The 15,361-nt window shown below is 73.9% G+C and carries 12 protein-coding genes; 7 read left to right on the forward strand and 5 right to left on the reverse strand.

Annotation, left to right across the window (positions count from 1 at the left end):
* Positions 1 to 65 precede the first annotated feature (65 nt).
* Positions 66 to 635 (reverse strand): TetR/AcrR family transcriptional regulator, encoded by a 570-nt coding sequence (locus ACQPYX_RS06355; RefSeq protein ID WP_433802054.1) that lies wholly within the window; start codon positions 633 to 635, stop codon positions 66 to 68.
* Positions 636 to 716: 81 nt separating this feature from the next.
* On the opposite strand from ACQPYX_RS06355, the gene ACQPYX_RS06360 reads away from it, so the two are divergent.
* A complete protein-coding gene (locus tag ACQPYX_RS06360; protein WP_433802055.1) occupies positions 717 to 1,604 on the forward strand; it encodes an SDR family oxidoreductase in 888 nt (295 codons plus the stop codon).
* Between the two features lie 20 nt (positions 1,605 to 1,624).
* Here ACQPYX_RS06360 and ACQPYX_RS06365 read toward each other — a convergent pair whose 3' ends face one another.
* Positions 1,625 to 2,500, reverse strand: coding sequence for a LysR family transcriptional regulator (locus ACQPYX_RS06365; RefSeq protein ID WP_433802056.1), 876 nt, complete (start codon positions 2,498 to 2,500; stop codon positions 1,625 to 1,627).
* Between the two features lie 71 nt (positions 2,501 to 2,571).
* Here ACQPYX_RS06365 and ACQPYX_RS06370 point away from each other — a divergent pair, with 71 nt between their 5' ends.
* The 5 genes from ACQPYX_RS06370 to ACQPYX_RS06390 all read left to right on the forward strand — a co-directional run bounded on the left by ACQPYX_RS06370 (position 2,572) and on the right by ACQPYX_RS06390 (position 11,990).
* Positions 2,572 to 3,249 (forward strand): alpha/beta fold hydrolase, encoded by a 678-nt coding sequence (locus ACQPYX_RS06370; RefSeq protein WP_433802057.1) that lies wholly within the window; start codon positions 2,572 to 2,574, stop codon positions 3,247 to 3,249.
* Positions 3,250 to 3,255: 6 nt separating this feature from the next.
* The gene (locus ACQPYX_RS06375; RefSeq protein WP_433802058.1) at positions 3,256 to 5,409 is read left to right on the forward strand and encodes a prolyl oligopeptidase family serine peptidase; all 2,154 of its coding nucleotides are present in this window, start codon (positions 3,256 to 3,258) and stop codon (positions 5,407 to 5,409) included.
* A 177-nt stretch (positions 5,410 to 5,586) separates the two neighbouring features.
* Complete coding sequence (locus tag ACQPYX_RS06380) at positions 5,587 to 8,802, forward strand: GH12 family glycosyl hydrolase domain-containing protein (RefSeq protein ID WP_433802059.1); 3,216 nt, start codon at positions 5,587 to 5,589, stop codon at positions 8,800 to 8,802.
* Positions 8,803 to 8,859: 57 nt separating this feature from the next.
* Positions 8,860 to 10,521, forward strand: coding sequence for an acetolactate synthase large subunit (locus tag ACQPYX_RS06385; protein WP_433802060.1), 1,662 nt, complete (start codon positions 8,860 to 8,862; stop codon positions 10,519 to 10,521).
* A 128-nt stretch (positions 10,522 to 10,649) separates the two neighbouring features.
* Positions 10,650 to 11,990 (forward strand): ArnT family glycosyltransferase, encoded by a 1,341-nt coding sequence (locus ACQPYX_RS06390; protein ID WP_433802061.1) that lies wholly within the window; start codon positions 10,650 to 10,652, stop codon positions 11,988 to 11,990.
* A 9-nt stretch (positions 11,991 to 11,999) separates the two neighbouring features.
* Here ACQPYX_RS06390 and ACQPYX_RS06395 read toward each other — a convergent pair whose 3' ends face one another.
* Positions 12,000 to 12,431 carry a pyridoxamine 5'-phosphate oxidase family protein gene (locus ACQPYX_RS06395; protein WP_433802062.1) on the reverse strand — a complete coding sequence of 144 codons (432 nt, stop codon included), beginning with the start codon at positions 12,429 to 12,431 and terminating at the stop codon, positions 12,000 to 12,002.
* Positions 12,432 to 12,532: 101 nt separating this feature from the next.
* Positions 12,533 to 12,748: a DUF2795 domain-containing protein gene (locus ACQPYX_RS06400; protein WP_433802063.1), complete on the reverse strand. Its 216-nt coding sequence runs from the start codon at positions 12,746 to 12,748 to the stop codon at positions 12,533 to 12,535.
* 76 nt (positions 12,749 to 12,824) lie between these two features.
* Here ACQPYX_RS06400 and ACQPYX_RS06405 point away from each other — a divergent pair, with 76 nt between their 5' ends.
* Complete coding sequence (locus tag ACQPYX_RS06405; RefSeq protein ID WP_433802064.1) at positions 12,825 to 14,024, forward strand: MFS transporter; 1,200 nt, start codon at positions 12,825 to 12,827, stop codon at positions 14,022 to 14,024.
* Here the strand turns inward: ACQPYX_RS06405 and ACQPYX_RS06410 are convergent.
* On the reverse strand, positions 14,018 to 15,211 hold the full coding sequence (locus ACQPYX_RS06410) for an acyl-CoA dehydrogenase family protein (protein ID WP_433802065.1): 1,194 nt from the start codon (positions 15,209 to 15,211) through the stop codon (positions 14,018 to 14,020). The genes ACQPYX_RS06405 and ACQPYX_RS06410 overlap by 7 nt on opposite strands.
* Between the last annotated feature and the right edge of the window lie 150 nt (positions 15,212 to 15,361).

Consider the following 15,361-nt stretch of genomic DNA (forward strand, 5'->3'; position numbering starts at 1 on the left):
TGGCGGCCGGCAGGAACGGTCGTGCGTCGTGCGGGAGTGGCGCCCGATCTGATCGGTCCGGTCGATCAGCGCAGGGCCGCGGCGGCCGCGTGCAGGGCGCTCAGCTCCTCGCGGGCGAGGTCGCCGTAGGACGGTCCCTCACCGTCCGACCAGCGGTCGAAGCCGCGGTGGAAGGCCTGCACGCCGAGGTCGGCGGCGATCGCCGCGGTCACCTCGTCGGTCCCGCGGTCGCGCAGCACCGCCGCGAGGACCTGGGTGAGGTGGGTGCGCTTGAAGGCGGCACGTTCCCGGAGCTCGTCGTGCGCGCCGACCACGGCGCGCAGGCGTGGGCCCCAGTCCCGCTGCTCCGCGGTGAAGGCCGCCGTCGCGTGGTCGAGGGCGGCGGTCACCACCTCCAGCGGCGAGGCGTCGTCGGGAGCCCGTGCGGCCCCGTCGGTGAGCAGCGTGGCGTGCTCCTCCTGGCCGGCGAACAAGGGCTCCCGCTTGTCGGGAAAGTGGCGGAAGAAGGTCGCCTTCGTGAGGCCGGCGCGCTCGGCGACCTGGGCCACCGTCGTCGACTCGTAGCCCTGCTCGGCGTACAGGTCGATCGCCGCCCGCACCAGCCGCAGGCGGGCATCCGGTTGCCATCGCGCCACGGTGCGAGCGTAGCGATGAGACAGGGTCTCGTCACGGTGCTACGGTGATGAGACACGGTCTTATCGACAGAGGAGTTCGCCATGCAGGTGTTCGTCACCGGCGGTACCGGCACCATCGGCTCGGCGGTCGTCGCCGAGCTGCTCGCCGCCGGGCACGGCGTCGTCGGGCTCGCCCGCACCGAGCGCTCCGAGCGGGCGCTCACCGCCGCCGGGGCCGCGGTCGTCCGTGGCGGGATCGCCGACCTCGACGTGCTGCGCAAGGCCGCCGCGGAGGCCGACGGCGTGATCAACCTGGCCTTCGACCACGGCGCGAACACCGAGGACGGCGGCGCGTTCGAGCGGTCGACGGCCCAGGAGGCAGCGGCCCTCGCGACCCTCGGCGAGGTGCTCGTCGGGAGCGGGCGGCCGATCGTCACCGTCTCCGGCACGCCGTGGATCCCCGGCCGCGCCTCCGTCGAGTCCGACCCGCTCCCGATGGAGGGGCCGGTGGCGGGCCGGTCCCGGACGGTGACGGCGCTGCTGGCGCTCGCCGACCGGGGCGTGCGCTCGTCGGCGGTCCGCATCCCGCGGACGGCCCACGCCGACGGGCAGGGCGGCTTCGCCGGCCTGCTCACCGACCAGGCCCGCCGGACCGGCGTCGCCGGCTACCCGGGCGACGGCGCCCAGCGCTGGCCCGCCGTCCACGCCCGCGACGCCGCCGTCCTCTTCCGGCTCGCGCTCGAGCAGGCTCCGGCGGGCACGGCCTGGCACGCGGTGGCGGACGAGGGCGACGCCGTGCGCGACATCGCCGCGGTGATCGGCCGGCGGCTCGGCCTGCCGGTCGCGCCCGTGCCGGAGAGCGACTTCGGTCCGCTCGGGCCGGTCTTCGCCATGGACCAGCCCGCCTCCAGCGCCCACACCCGCGCGGCACTCGGTTGGGAGCCGACGCACCCGTCGCTGCTCGAGGACCTGGAGCTGCTCGAGCCCTGAGAACCTTCGGAGACGACGCCTCAGCGCGCGGCCAGCAGGGCGCGCGTCACTGCGGCCGCCGCGGGGCTCACCGCCCCGCGGGGCCGGGCGAGCACGAGGCGGGCGCGGACGTCCGGGGCGTCGAACGGCATCGTCACGAGCTCCTCGGTGCGCAGCGCGGACAGGGACGCGGGCAGCACCGCCACCCCGAGTCCGCGGGCGGCGAGCCGGGCGAGCACGGTCGGGTCGCTGGCCGAGCAGGTCACCCGGACCGCGACCGACGCGCACGCGAGGTCGAACGCCTCGCGCAGCGCGTTGCCCTCGGAGGGGGCGACGACGTCCCGGCCGGCGAGGTCGGCCGGTGCGACGACGGGTCGGCCCGCCAGCGGGTCGGACGGTGGCACCGCGACGACGAGGTCCTCCTCGGTCACGGTGTCGCCCACGAGGTTCTCGGGCAGGCCGCCCGCCGCGCCGACCAGGGCCACGTCGAGCCGGCCCTCGCGCAGCAACGACACCAGCCGGCCCGAGCCGGCCTCGACGAGCGAGCAGGCGACCTGCGGGTGTGCGGCCGCGAAGTCGGCCAGCACCCCCGGCACGTCGAGGAACGGGCCGGTCGTCACCATCCCGACCCGGGCCTCGCCGCGCAGCAACTCGTCCAGGTCCTCGACCACGTGCCGGACCCGGGCGACGGCGGCCAGTGCGCTCCGGGCGGCCGCGACGACCTCGACGCCGACCGCGGTGGGGCGGACCCGGTGCCCGGAGCGGTCGAGCAGCTCGTGGCCCAGTTCCCGCTCCAGCTTCCGGACCTGGGCGCTGACGCCCGGCTGCGCGAGCCGCAGTCGGTCCGCGGCGCGGGTGAAGCCGCCCTCGTCGGCCACGGCGACGAGGTACTCGAGCTGGTGGAGCTGCACGGCCATCACTGTTGCTTCTGGCCACGGGCACGAGCAAGTCTTGGACTTCTGCTCGGGCCGGCACCACGCTCGTCGTCATGCACATCGTCCTGATCCCCGGGGCCTGCCACGGCGCCTGGTGGTACGCCCCCGTCGTCGACGCCCTGGCCACCCACGGGCACCGCGCGACCGCCCTGACCCTCCCCGGCCTCTGCGACCGCGCGGAGGAACCGGGCGCCACCCTGGCCTCCCACGTCGTGGACGTGACCGCGACGGTCGCCGCCCTGGACGGCCCGGTCGTCCTCGTCGGGCACAGCTACGGGGGGATGGTGGTCGCGGGCGTGGCGGACGCGCTGCCGGGGAAGGTCGCCGGGCTGCTCTCGGTGGACGGGTTCGCGCCCGTGGACGGCGACTCGTGCTGGTCGAGCGTCGACGACGCGATGCGGGCCTGGTACGTCGAGGCCTCCGGGCGCAGCGGCACCGGCGTCGACCCGATGCCCCAGTTCGACCCCCGCACCACGCCGCACCCGCTGGCCTCCCTCGTGCAGCGGATCCGGCTCACCGGCGCCTACCGCGGGGTCCGGCACTACGCCCTGGCCGCCGACCCGACGTGGACCCCCCACTCGCCCTTCCCCGCGATCGCCGACCGGCTGCGCACCGATCCCGCGTGGACCGTCACCGACCTCCCGACCACCCACAACGTGCTGCGCGAGGGCCCGGACGTGCTCGTCGCGGCGATCGAGGCGCTCCTCGCGGAGGTCGACCAGGCAGGATGACCGGCCGTGGCAGCACCCGACTCCTCCCGACGCGACCAGGACCCGACGCCGCTCCCCGAACGCGGGGCCGGATCCGGCGGTTCCTTCCCCCGCCGTCAGGCCGCGACCCGGCGCTTCACCCTCGGCGCGCCGCGCGGCGCGACCGTCGCCCCGGACGGGTCCCGCGTGGTCTTCCTGCGCAGCCGGGCCGGCGACGATCCCGTGACGTGCCTGTGGGTGCTCGACGTCGCGACCGGTGAGGAGCACCTGCTCGTCGACCCGCTGACCCTCGACGTGCCCGGCGAGGAGGACCTGCCGCCGGAGGAGAAGGCCCGCCGCGAGCGGGTGCGCGAGCAGTCCGGCGGGGTCGTGGACTACGCGACCGACCGCGCCGTCGACCTCGCCGCCTTCGTGCTCTCCGGGCGCGCGTTCACCGTGTCCCTGCACCCGGGTGCGACGCCGCAGCCGCTGCCCGTCGAGGGCCCGGTCGTCGACCCCCGGCCCGCACCCGAGGGCGGCGCCGTCGCCTTCGTGCGCGGCGGGGCGCTGCACGTGCTCGCCGGGGGCGCCGAGCGCACCCTGGCGACGCCCGAGGCCGAGCACGTCACCTACGGCCTCGCCGACTTCGTCGCGGCCGAGGAGATGAACCGCTACCGGGGCTTCTGGTGGGCCCCCGACGGCTCCTCGCTCGCGGTCGCGCGCGTGGACGACTCCGCCGTCACCCGCTGGCACATCGCCGACCCGGCCAATCCCGACCGCGAGCCGACCGTCGTCGCCTACCCGGCCGCGGGCACCACGAACGCCACCGTGACGCTGCACGTGATCGGCCTCGACGGGTCGCGCGTCGACGTGTCCCAGCTCGACGAGTACCTCGCCGACGTGCACTGGGACACCCACGACCTGCTGCTCACCACCTCCACCCGCGATCAGGAGGCGATCACCCTCCGCCGGGTGGACCCGTCGTCGGGAACGAGCTCGGTGGTGCGCACCGACACCGACGACGCGTGGGTCGACCTGGTGCCCGGTGTCCCGGCCCACCTCGACGACGGGTCGCTGGTCTGGTGCGCCGACGCGGACGACGCGCGGCGGCTCGTGGTGGACGGTTCCGTGGTCACCGGTCCCGAGTGGCAGGTCCGCGGGGTGGCCGCGGTCGACGGCGGGACGGTGCTGCTGACGGCGTCGCGGACGGGGACACCGACCTCGACGGTGCTCGCCGTGTGGTCGCGGGAGGCGGGCGTGTCGGTGGTGAGCGCCGAGCGCGGGATCGCGTCGGGCCGGCTCGCCGGCGGGACGCTCGTCGTCTCCCAGGCCTCGCTCGAGCACGACGGGTCGGTGACGACGGTGCGCGGCCCCGGGACGTCCACGGTGATCCGGTCGTTCGCGGAGTCGCCGGGCCTCGAACCGCGCGTGCACCTGTTCGCGGCGGGGGAGCGGGGGCTCGCGACGGCCGTGCTGCTGCCCCGCCACCACATCCCGGGCTCCGAGCGGCTCCCGGTGCTGCTCGACCCCTACGGCGGCCCGCACGCGCAGCGCGTCCTGGACGCGCGCGGTGCGTTCCTGACGAGCCAGTGGTTCGCCGACCAGGGCTTCGCCGTGGTCGTGGCGGACGGTCGCGGGACGCCGGGTCGCGGGCCCGCGTTCGAGCGGGCCGTCGACGGCGATCTCGCGGGCCCCGTGCTCGACGACCAGCTCGCGGCGCTCGCGGCGGCGGCGGACGAGGTGGAGGACCTCGACCTGTCGCGGGTGGCGCTGCGCGGGTGGTCGTTCGGCGGCTACCTGGCGGCGCTGGCGGTGCTGCGGCGACCGGACGCGGTGCACGCGGCGATCGCAGGCGCGCCGGTCACCGACTGGGCGCTCTACGACACGCACTACACCGAGCGCTACCTCGGCACCCCGCAGGACCGGCCGGACGCCTACGAGCGCTCGTCGATCGTTTCCGACGCCGCCCGGCCCGCGACCGACGCCGCGCCGAACCGCCCGCTGCTGCTGATCCACGGGCTGGCCGACGACAACGTCGTGGCCGCGCACACGCTGCGCATCTCCTCGGCGCTGCTGGCGGCCGGACGGCCGCACCGGGTGCTGCCGCTGTCGGGGGTCACGCACATGACGCCGCAGGAGGTCGTGGCCGAGAACCTGCTGCGGCTGCAGGTCGCGTTCCTGAAGGAGTCGCTGGGGGTCTGACCTCACCCCGGTGGCAGCGAAGCGTCGTTGCTGTCATCCAGTGGCAGTCATGCCGCATCGTCGATCAGGCCCCGGAGAAATCCGGGGCACGAGTTTCTCCAAACGGCACCCACGCGTCCCGACGACCGCCGACCCTGATGTCCGGATCGGGGTCACGGCGGACGGTGGAGGACTCGGGTGGGCGCGGCGGACGTGCGGCTGGAGGTGGTGCGCGCCCCCGGCGGGGTGGTGGTGCTCGCCGACGGGCGGCCCCTGCCCGTGCCCCCGGGCGGAGACCCCCGTGCGGTCGCCCTCGCGGCCGCCCGGCGGCATGCCGCGCGGCACGGGCGCGTCCTGCAGGTCGAGCTGGTCGACGGCGCGGTCACTCGGCTGTCGGTCCGGCCCGCCGGTCTGGTCGAGGCGTTCCCGACGACGGGTCCGGTCGCCCCTGCACCGGCGCCTGCGGTCCCCGCCGTGGTGTCCGCCTCGGAGTCGCCCGCCTCCCGGTGGCGCCGCCCCCCACCGGTCGTGCCGCAGGCGCGCCGCCCGGTCGGATCCCTCGTCGCCGCGGCCCTGGTGGCGGTCGCGGTGCTGGTCGGCGCGGTCGGTACCGGCGTCGCGACCCTCGCCTCCTCGCAGGCCCTGCCCGACTCGTGCCGTCCGGTGACGCTCTACGCCGTCGGCGGGGCGGGCGGCGGGTCGGACGTGCTCACCGCCGTCACCGACCCGCTCGCCCAGCAGTTCGGCGAGAAGGTCTCCGTGGTCACCGTGCCGCCGCCGGCGACCGGGGGCGCGTACGCGGCGGCCGAGTCGGCCGCGGTCGGGGCGCTGTCGGACGCGGTCGGCGACCACGTCGAGGGCTGCCCGACCGGCTCGATCATGCTCTTCGGCTACTCCGCGGGCGCGCAGGTCGCCGGCGACCTCGCCTCGCGCATCGGCACCGGGCTCGAACCCCGCATCCCGGCCGACCTCGTGCGCGCGGTGGGCCTGTTCGGCGACCCGGCGCGCAGCCCCGCCACCCGGGCGGTGCCCGAGGGCAGCACCGGGCAGGGCGTGCTCCCGCCGCGCGCGGTCGGGTTCGGCACCCTCGACGCCCGCACCATCCAGATCTGCGCGCCCGGAGACCCGGTGTGCGACAGCCCGCCGACCGCCGGCGACGCCTCCCTCGAGCAGGCTCTGGCCTCACCCGTCCACGGCACCTACTCCGAGCTCCCGATCGCCCAGGGCACCTCCGCCCCGCAGTGGGCCGTCGCGTCGCTCGGCAAGGTCGTCGCGGCGGTGCCGACCGACGCGGGCCCTGCCCCGAGCAGCACCGCGCCCACCACGACGACGGTCGCCGGCGGGGCCGGGGCAGCCACCACCGAGCCCGGCCCCGGGTACGAGGAGGAGCCGGGCGACGTCACGACCACCCGTATCCCCGGGGCTGATGACGCCGCGACGACGGGGGTCCCCGGCTCGGATGCGGCCACGGCCACGCGCGCGCCGGGCTCGGCGGACACCGGTTCGGGTGGCGCCACCGCGACGCGCGCCCCGAGCTCGGCGGACACCGGTTCGGGTGGGGCCACCGCGACGCGCGCGCCGGGCTCGGCGGACACCGGTTCGGGTGGGGCCACCGCGACGCGCGCGCCGGGCTCGGCGGACAGCGGCTCGGGTGGCGCCACCGCGACGCGCGCCCCGAGCTCGGGCACCGCCGGTGGCGGCGCGACCTCCACCCGCGCACCGGCCGACGACGGCGACGCCTCCGGTGACACCGACGGCACCGGGGTCACCGGCACCCGGGCACCGGGGGCGGTCACCACCACACGTTCCCCGGGAGACGGCGCCGGCGAGGACGCTCCGGGCAGCACCACCACGACCCGGCGCTCGAGCCCCCCGAGCTCGGACGCGGGGGAGGAGGCGGACCCGTCGTCGGGAACGGGGGACGACGGGCAGGGGCGGCAGACCAAGGCGGCCTTCTCGCTGACCAACGGCCTCGAGGGCTTCAAGTCCACGCCGTGGAACAACCAGAACGCCACCGACCCCTCCGACGCCGAGTCACCGAACGTGCCGGGTCGTGAGGCGGTCAAGTTCGAGATGCCGGGCGGCGGCAAGCGCACCGAGGCCGAGCCCGACATCCCCGAGTTCCAGGACGGGGAGACGACATTCGTCGGCTACTCCGGGTTCTTCGACCAGGGGTTCCCCACCGACACCGGCACGTGGCAGCTGATCATGCAGTTCAAGCAGCCGGGGACGGGGAGCCCGCCGTTGGCGGTGGAGGTCGGGAACGGTCAGCTGCGGCTGGCGAACAACGGCGGCAACCAGAAGGACTTCTGTCCCGTCGGCCCGGGCGCGTTCTCCTTCCAGCTCGGCATCACGTTCGGCGGTGCGATCGACGCCTACTGCAACGGTCGGCAGACGCTTTCGGGCTACCGCACGCCGGAGTCGAACGTGAAGGGCAGTGCCTATCTCAAGACCGGTATCTACCGCGACGAGTCGATCGGCGAGGACAGCACGCTCTTCCTCAACGACCTGAAGATCGGCGACGACCTGGAGTCGGTCTCCGGCCTCGCCGGGGCGGGATCGGGGTCCGGAGCGCGGTCCGCGGGCGGAGCCGGCGCCGACGAGGGCGCCGCCCCCACGACCGGTGCCCGCGCGTCGGGCGCGACCGCACCGCCGACCACCCGCAGCGCGGCGAGTGCCCGGCCCGTGGCCGCTCCAGCCAGGTCGTCGGAGCGCTCGGCGCAGACGGCGGACGTGCGCGGACGCCAGGTGTGCGACAAGTTCGGATCCACCGAGATCGCGGGTGGTGCGTTCATGGTCCAGAACAACGAGTGGGGCGCGGCGGACGGGCAGTGCATCACCGCCACCACGCAGGGCTTCACCGTCGACTCCGGGGACCACGACAAGGACGACGCGCCGGCCTCCTACCCGTCGATCATGTCCGGCTGCTGGATGGGCACCTGCACCGAGGGCACCACCCTCCCGCACCGGATCAGCGAGCTCGGCCCGATCAGCTCGAGCGTCGCCGGCGAGATCCCGGCCGGCACGACGTCCAACCTCGCCTACGACCTCTGGGCCGACAGCACCCCGAGGAAGGACGGCCACAACGACGCCGTCGAGCTGATGATCTGGCTGAAGGAGACCGGCGGCATCAAGCCGATCGGGCAGCAGGCGGGCACGGCGTCGATCGGCGGCGCCACCTGGGACGTGTGGAAGGGCGAGAACGGCGGGGTCCCCGTCATCTCCTACGTGCGCCAGGGCTACGTCGACCGGGCCGACGACCTACCCCTGACCGACTTCGTGAACGACGCCGTGGAGCAGGGCTCGGTGCAGGCCACGGACTTCCTCACGAACATCCAGGCGGGCTTCGAACCGTGGACCGGAGGACCCGGGATGGCCCTGACGAGGTTCGACGTGATCTACGGGGGTGGGTGAGCGGACCCCGACACCGGGTACTGCTCCGGGCATCGACGACCGAAGGGGAGCGTGGCCGTGAGGGCGAGCGATCTGTTCGTGCGGTGTCTGGAGGCCGAGGGCGTGGAGTACGTCTTCGGGGTGCCCGGCGAGGAGAACGCCGACCTCCTCATGTCCATGCGCGACTCGGCGATCCGCTTCGTCCCGACCCACCACGAGTCCGGCGCCGCCTTCATGGCCGATGTCTACGGTCGGCTCTCCGGGCGGCCGGGCGTGTGTCTGTCGACCCTCGGGCCGGGGGCGTCGAACCTGGTCACGGGCGTCGCGAACGCGAACATGGACAACTCCCCGGTCGTGGCGATCACCGGGCAGGGCGCCACGACGCGCCTGCACAAGGAGTCCCACCAGGCGATGAACGTCGTCGAGATGTTCACGCCGATCACGAAGTGGACCACCTCACTGCGGGACGAGACGACGATCCCCGAGGTGATCCGCAAGGCGTTCAAGCTCGCCGTCGCGGAGAAGCCGGGTGCCACGCACGTCGAGCTGCCCGAGGACATCGCGAAGCACGAGGTCGACAGCGCGCCGATCGTCCCGCCGGAGAAGGTGCGGCGCCCGGTGCCCGACGAGAAGTCGGTGCAGGCCGCTCTCGACCTGATCGCCCGCGCCGAGCGGCCGGTGCTGCTCGTCGGGCAGGGCTGCGTCCGGACCCGGGTGAGCCGGCAACTGCAGCGGTTCGTCGAGGAGACCGGCATCTACGCCGGCATGACGTTCATGGGGAAGGGCGCGCTCTCCGACCGCCACGAGCGCAGCCTCTACGCCGTCGGGCTCGGCTCGCGCGACCACGTCACCGAGGTCTTCGAGGCCGCCGACCTCGTCATCGCGGTCGGCTACGACATGGTCGAGTGGCCGCCGTCGCGCTGGAACATCGGCCGCACCAAGCGCCTCCTGCACATCGACTTCGACCCGGCCGAGGTGGACGGCGCCTACCGCCCGACCGTGGAGATCGTCGGGGACATCGCCGCCACGCTCTGGGCGATCAACGAGGGGCTCACCGAGCGGCACCGCTTCCCCGACATCGACGCCCACGCCCGGGCGCGCGCGAACCTCACCGAGGAGATCACCGAGGGTGGGGCGTCGTCGGAGGCCGAGACCGGCGACTTCCCGATGAAGCCGCAGCGCATCCTGGCCGACCTGCGGGCCGAGATGGACGACGACGACATCCTGATCTCCGACGTCGGGGCCCACAAGATGTGGGTCGCGCGGCACTACCCGACGTACACGCCGAACAGCTGCATCATCTCCAACGGCTTCTGCTCGATGGGGATCGCGGTGCCGGGCGGGGTCTCGGCCGCGCTGCTGCACCCGGAGCTGAGGGTCGTGGCGATCTCCGGCGACGGCGGCTTCCTCATGAACGGCCCGGAGCTCGCGACCGCGGTGCGCCTCGGCGTCGCCCCGGTCAACCTCGTGTGGGAGGACAACGGGTACGGCCTGATCTCCTGGAAGCAGGAGGTCGAGTTCGGCCGCCACTTCGGCACGGACTTCCCCTCGCCGGACCTGGTCAAGATCTCCGAGGGGCTCGGCTGCCACGCCCGCCGGCTCGAGAGCGCCGACGACCTGCGCCCGGCCCTCAAGGAGGCGTTCGACCAGCGGGACCGGCCCTCGGTCATCGTGATCCCGGTCGACTACCGGGAGAACGTGAAGCTGACGAAGCGGCTCGGGCAGCTCATCGCACGGTGAGCGGCACCGGTCAGGTCCGCTCCACCCGGCGGACCTGACCGCCCGGGCGCCGGTCACTGTCGCCCGTCGAGGCTGTGCCATGCTCCCGGCCACGCCGCTGGACCGGAGCACCCGCGAACGAGGACCTGATGACTGATGCGTCGACGTCGGTCGCCGGTCCGGGAGCCCGAGGTCGGTGGGCGGCGGGCGACTGGGACCGCATCGCGGTCGCGGCGATCGTTCTCGGAGGCTGCCTGCGGGCGGTCTGGATCCTCGTCATCCATCCGCCCGCGCGATTCGTCTACTCGGACATGCTGGGCTACGTCCAGCGGGCGGCCGAGCTCGCCGCCGGCGAACCGCTCTCGCCCATCGACGCCTTCTTCCCGCCCGGAACACACCTCCTACTCGCGCTTCCTGTCGCTGTGTTCGGTGTGGCCGTCGGTATCTGGGTCGCGACGGCGCTGTGGTTCCTGCTCTCGGTGGCGACCGTGTACGTCTCCTGGCGGGCGGCCCGACTCCTGCTCACGCCCGCCGCAGCAGCCATCACCGCCGTCTTGTGTGCCGTCTGGCCGCTGTTCATCACCTATGGCGGCTACTTCACCTCGGAGACACCGGCGCTCGCAGCCCTGATGACGGCGGTCTGGCTGGGAGTCGAGGCGATCCGCCGCGACGGCCGAGCCGCCGTCGTCCTCGCGCTGTGCGCCGGCATTGCCGGAGGGCTCGCAGCGGCAACGCGACCACAATTGTTGATCAATGCCCTGATCCTGCTGGGCGTGGCGCTGCTCAGCAGGCGAGCGAGCGCTGGTGCGGCGGCGGGGCTCGCGGCCGGCCTGTTCGTCGTTCTCGCGCTGGTCGTCGCCCACAACAGCATCGCTTCGGGACACCTGGTGGGCCTGGCGCGGAACGGAGGGGTGAACTTCTGGTTCGGGCACTGCGACGCCCGCTCCGTGACCACCGTCGACGCCGCGGATCGACGAACTTTCGCCATCCAGCATCCGGTGCCCGCGCAGGCGGGCCGCACGGGCGACATCCTGGTGCGAGGACACGACATTTGGGACGAGGACTACTTCGTGCAGGTGGGCCGCGCATGCATCGAGTCGGACGGCGTCGAGCACATCCCCCGGCTCGGACGGAACGTCCTGGACATGACCGCGACCACCACGCTCTGGCCGCAGTCGGAGAGCCGTGACTGGACGAGGTCGGTCGTCCAGATCGCGAACCTCGTCTACTCGGTGCTCCTGCCAGTGATCGCCATCGGGTCGCTCGTGCTCGTCAGACGCCATCGACGGGGGAGCCGGATCATGGGGGGCGAGGTTTTCCTCCTCGCCAACCTGGCGTGTGTCGTCGTCGTGGCGGTCCTGGTGCTCGGCGACCCGCGCGTCCGTACCGTCTACGACGCTTTCGGTTTCGCCCTTCTCGGAGCCATACTCGCCGACCTCCTGCGTCTCGACCGGAAGCCCGAGGTCGCCGACGACGTCAGCACCGGCTGACCCGGCCGATCAGGTCCGCTCCACCCGGCGGACCTGACCACCCGGGCGCCACGACTCGATCACCAGTCGGTCGCCCGCGGCGTTGATGCGGGTCAGCACCACCTCGGAGACGTCGAGCGTGAACGCGTCCCCGTTCCCGGGTACCGCCCGCCCCGCCACCTTCGCCTCGCCCGGCCAGGCCGAGGGGTCCTCCGGCGGGTCGACCGACGGCGAGTGCAGCGCCACCCGGGGGTCGCGCTGCACGTCCGCCAGCTTCACCGAGCCCGGCATCATGCCGAACGTCAGCTCGCCGTCGGCGAACTCGTTCTCGATCCCGCTGATCCGCGGTGACCCGTCGGCCCGCAGCGTCGCCATCGTCTTGTGCTTGCCGCGCTCGAAGCACGCCCGCACCGCGGCGGCCAGCTCGGGCGCCGCCGCCTCGACCTCGCTCCACGTCGTCATGCGGTGAGGTCTAGCAGCGACCCCCGACAACGTCACCGACGAAGCCGGGTTTCCTGGCACTGGGCGCAAGCAGTGACGCATTGCTTGCACCCGGAGGGTGCTCAGCGATCCGCCACCGACCCGGGCCGGTGCGGCACCGCGTCCACGACCTCGTCGACCGAGCCGTACGTGCCCTCAGGCAGGTCGGCCAAGGCCGCCAGCGTCCTCTCGTCGACCTCCCCGCGGTCGGTCGCGTAGGCGACCAGGTCGTTGCGCGCCGCGGGGAAGTCGGCTCCCTGCAGTGCCTTGCGGACGCGGATGTCGTCTCGATCGGTCATCCCCGCAGCTGCCCGGCCCGCGTCCTTCTTCACACCCGATGTCCTTTCGCGAGCGAAGCATCCAGACTGGGTCCACGTGACCACCGCCGCCCCGAGCCGCTCCGCCGTGGCCCTCGGCACCCCGCTCCTCGTGGCGGCGATCGTGCTCGTGGCGCTCAACCTGCGCGGGCCGATCGTCGCCGTCAGCCCGGTGGTCGACGCCATCCGAGCGGATCTCGGCGTGTCCGCCGCCGTCGCCGGGCTGCTGACGAGCCTGCCGGTCCTCGCCTTCGCCCTCGCATCACCGCCCGCGTCGTGGCTCGTCGGTCGGATCGGGCCGGAGCGGGCGATGCTCGTCGGGCTCGCGGTGCTGTCGGCGGGCACTGTCCTGCGCTCCACCGACGGCGTCGTCGGGGCCCTGCTGGGCACCGCGCTGATCGGTGCGGGGATCACCGTCGGCAACATCGTGGTGCCCGTGGTGGTGGGCCGGGACTTCCCGCACCGCTCCGGCACCGTGTTCGGGGTCTACACCGCGACGATGAACATCGGGTCGATGCTCACGCTGTCGCTCACGGTGCCGATCGCCGACGGCGTCGGCTGGCGGCTCGCGCTGTGCACGTACCTGCTGGTCGCGCTGGCCGCCGCCGTGGTGTGGAGTCTCGCGACCCGTCGTCGGGACGGCGCGCCCCGGGCCCGGACGGAGGAGGAGACCGAGCCCGCCCGCGCACCCACGTCGCGGCCCGTCGGGTGGTTGCTGCTCCTCGCGTTCGGCGCCCAGTCGTTCTCCTACTACGGCCTCACCGCGTGGCTCCCCGAGGTCCTGCGGGACCTCCGCGGTCTCGACGCCGCGAGTGCGGGTGTGGCGTCGTCGCTCTTCCAGATCCTGGCGGTGGTCGGGGCCCTGGCGACGCCGCTGGTCGCGCGGCGGATGGGCCTGCGGCTCGCGTTCGTGCCGGTTGCGGCGGCCTTCCTGGCCCTACCGGGTGGTCTGCTGGTCGCGCCCGCGCTCTGGCCGCTGTGGTGCTCGCTCGCCGGGGCGGCGCAGGGCGGCGGCTTCACCGTCATCTTCTCGGCGGTGCTGGCCGCCACGCGCACGTCGACCGAGAACCGCCGCCTCGCCGCGTTCGTGCAGGGCGGCGGCTACCTGCTGGGCGCGCTCGGGCCGTGGCTCGTCGGGGCCGTGCACGAGGCGGGCGACCCGCCGTCGTGGGACGTGGCGCTCGCCGTGGTGCTCGGCGCGCTCGCGGTCCTGGCGACGGCGGGCTGGTCGGCCCTGACGCGGCTGCGGGCTCAGTAGCTGCGCGGCATGCCCAGCACGTGCTGGCCGACGTAGGCCAGCACGAGGTTGTTGTTCACCGGCGCGACCTGGTAGAGCCGCGTCTCCCGGAACTTCCGCTCGACGTCCCAGCTGTCGACGAAGCCGTAGCCGCCGTGCGTGTCGAGGCAGGCGTTGCCGGCCTGCCAGCTCGCCTCGCTGGCCAGGAACTTGGCGAGGTTGGCCTGCTCGCCGCACTTCTCCCCGGCGTCGAAGAGGGCGGCGGCGCGGTAGCGCATGAGGTCCGCCGCGCCGACCTGCGCGTAGGCGCGCGCGATGGGGAACTGGACGCCCTGGTTGGCGCCGATGGGTCGGCCGAACACCTCCCGCTGGTTCGCATAGGAGGTCGCGCGGTCGATGAACCAGTACCCGTCGCCGACCGCCTCGGCCGCGAGCAGGATGCGCTCGGCGTTCCAGCCGTCGATGACGTAGCGGAACCCCTGCCCCTCCTCGCCGATGAGGGCGCTCGCGGGCACCCGCATGTCGTTGTAGTGCACCTCGTTGGTGGCGTAGTTGAACATCGTGCGCACCGGGGTGACCTTCAGCGTGTCCGGGGCGTCGGAGCGCACCGCGCGCAGGTCGACGAGGAAGAGGCTGATGCCCTTCGTGCGGTCCTTCGGATCCTCGGCGCGCGGCGACGTGCGCGCGAGGACGAGCGCGAGGTCGGACTGCTCGAGCCGACTCGTCCAGTTCTTGTGCCCGGAGATGACGTAGTCGTCGCCGTCACGGATCGCCGTCGTGCGGATGTCGGTGGTGTTCGACCCAGCCTCGGGCTCGGTGATCGAGAAGGCCTGCAGCCGGATCGACCCGTCCGCGATCCCCGGCAGGTAGGCCTTCTTCTGCTGCTCCGACCCGTGCTTGAGCAGCGCGCCCATCGTGTACATCTGGGCGTGGCAGCCCGCGGAGTGCCCGCCGGAGCGGTTGATCTCCTCGAGCACGATCGAGCCCTCGGTGATGCCGAGCCCGCTGCCGCCGTACTCGGTGGGGATCAGCACCGCGAGGTAGCCGGACTCGGTCAGCGCGTCGACGAAGGCGTCGGGGTACTCGCGGTTGCGGTCGCGCTCGCGCCAGTACTCGTCGGGGAACCGGGCACACAGCTCCCGCACCTCCGTGCGCAGCTGCTCCTGCGCCTCGGTGGTGACGCCGACGGGAGTCGGGGTGCTGGGCATCGGTGCGCTCCTCGGGGTGGTCTCTCCGGGTCGAAGACCATCTTCCCTTCCCGACGACGGGTGCGCTCGGCTCTGCATGATGCGCGGACCCAGCCGCTGACCGCGCCCACGGGTCGTGTGGTCGGCGCAGCCTGGCGATCGTCGGCGTGG

Source organism: Actinomycetospora sp. CA-084318, from assembly GCF_050955885.1.
Classification (GTDB): domain Bacteria; phylum Actinomycetota; class Actinomycetes; order Mycobacteriales; family Pseudonocardiaceae; genus Actinomycetospora.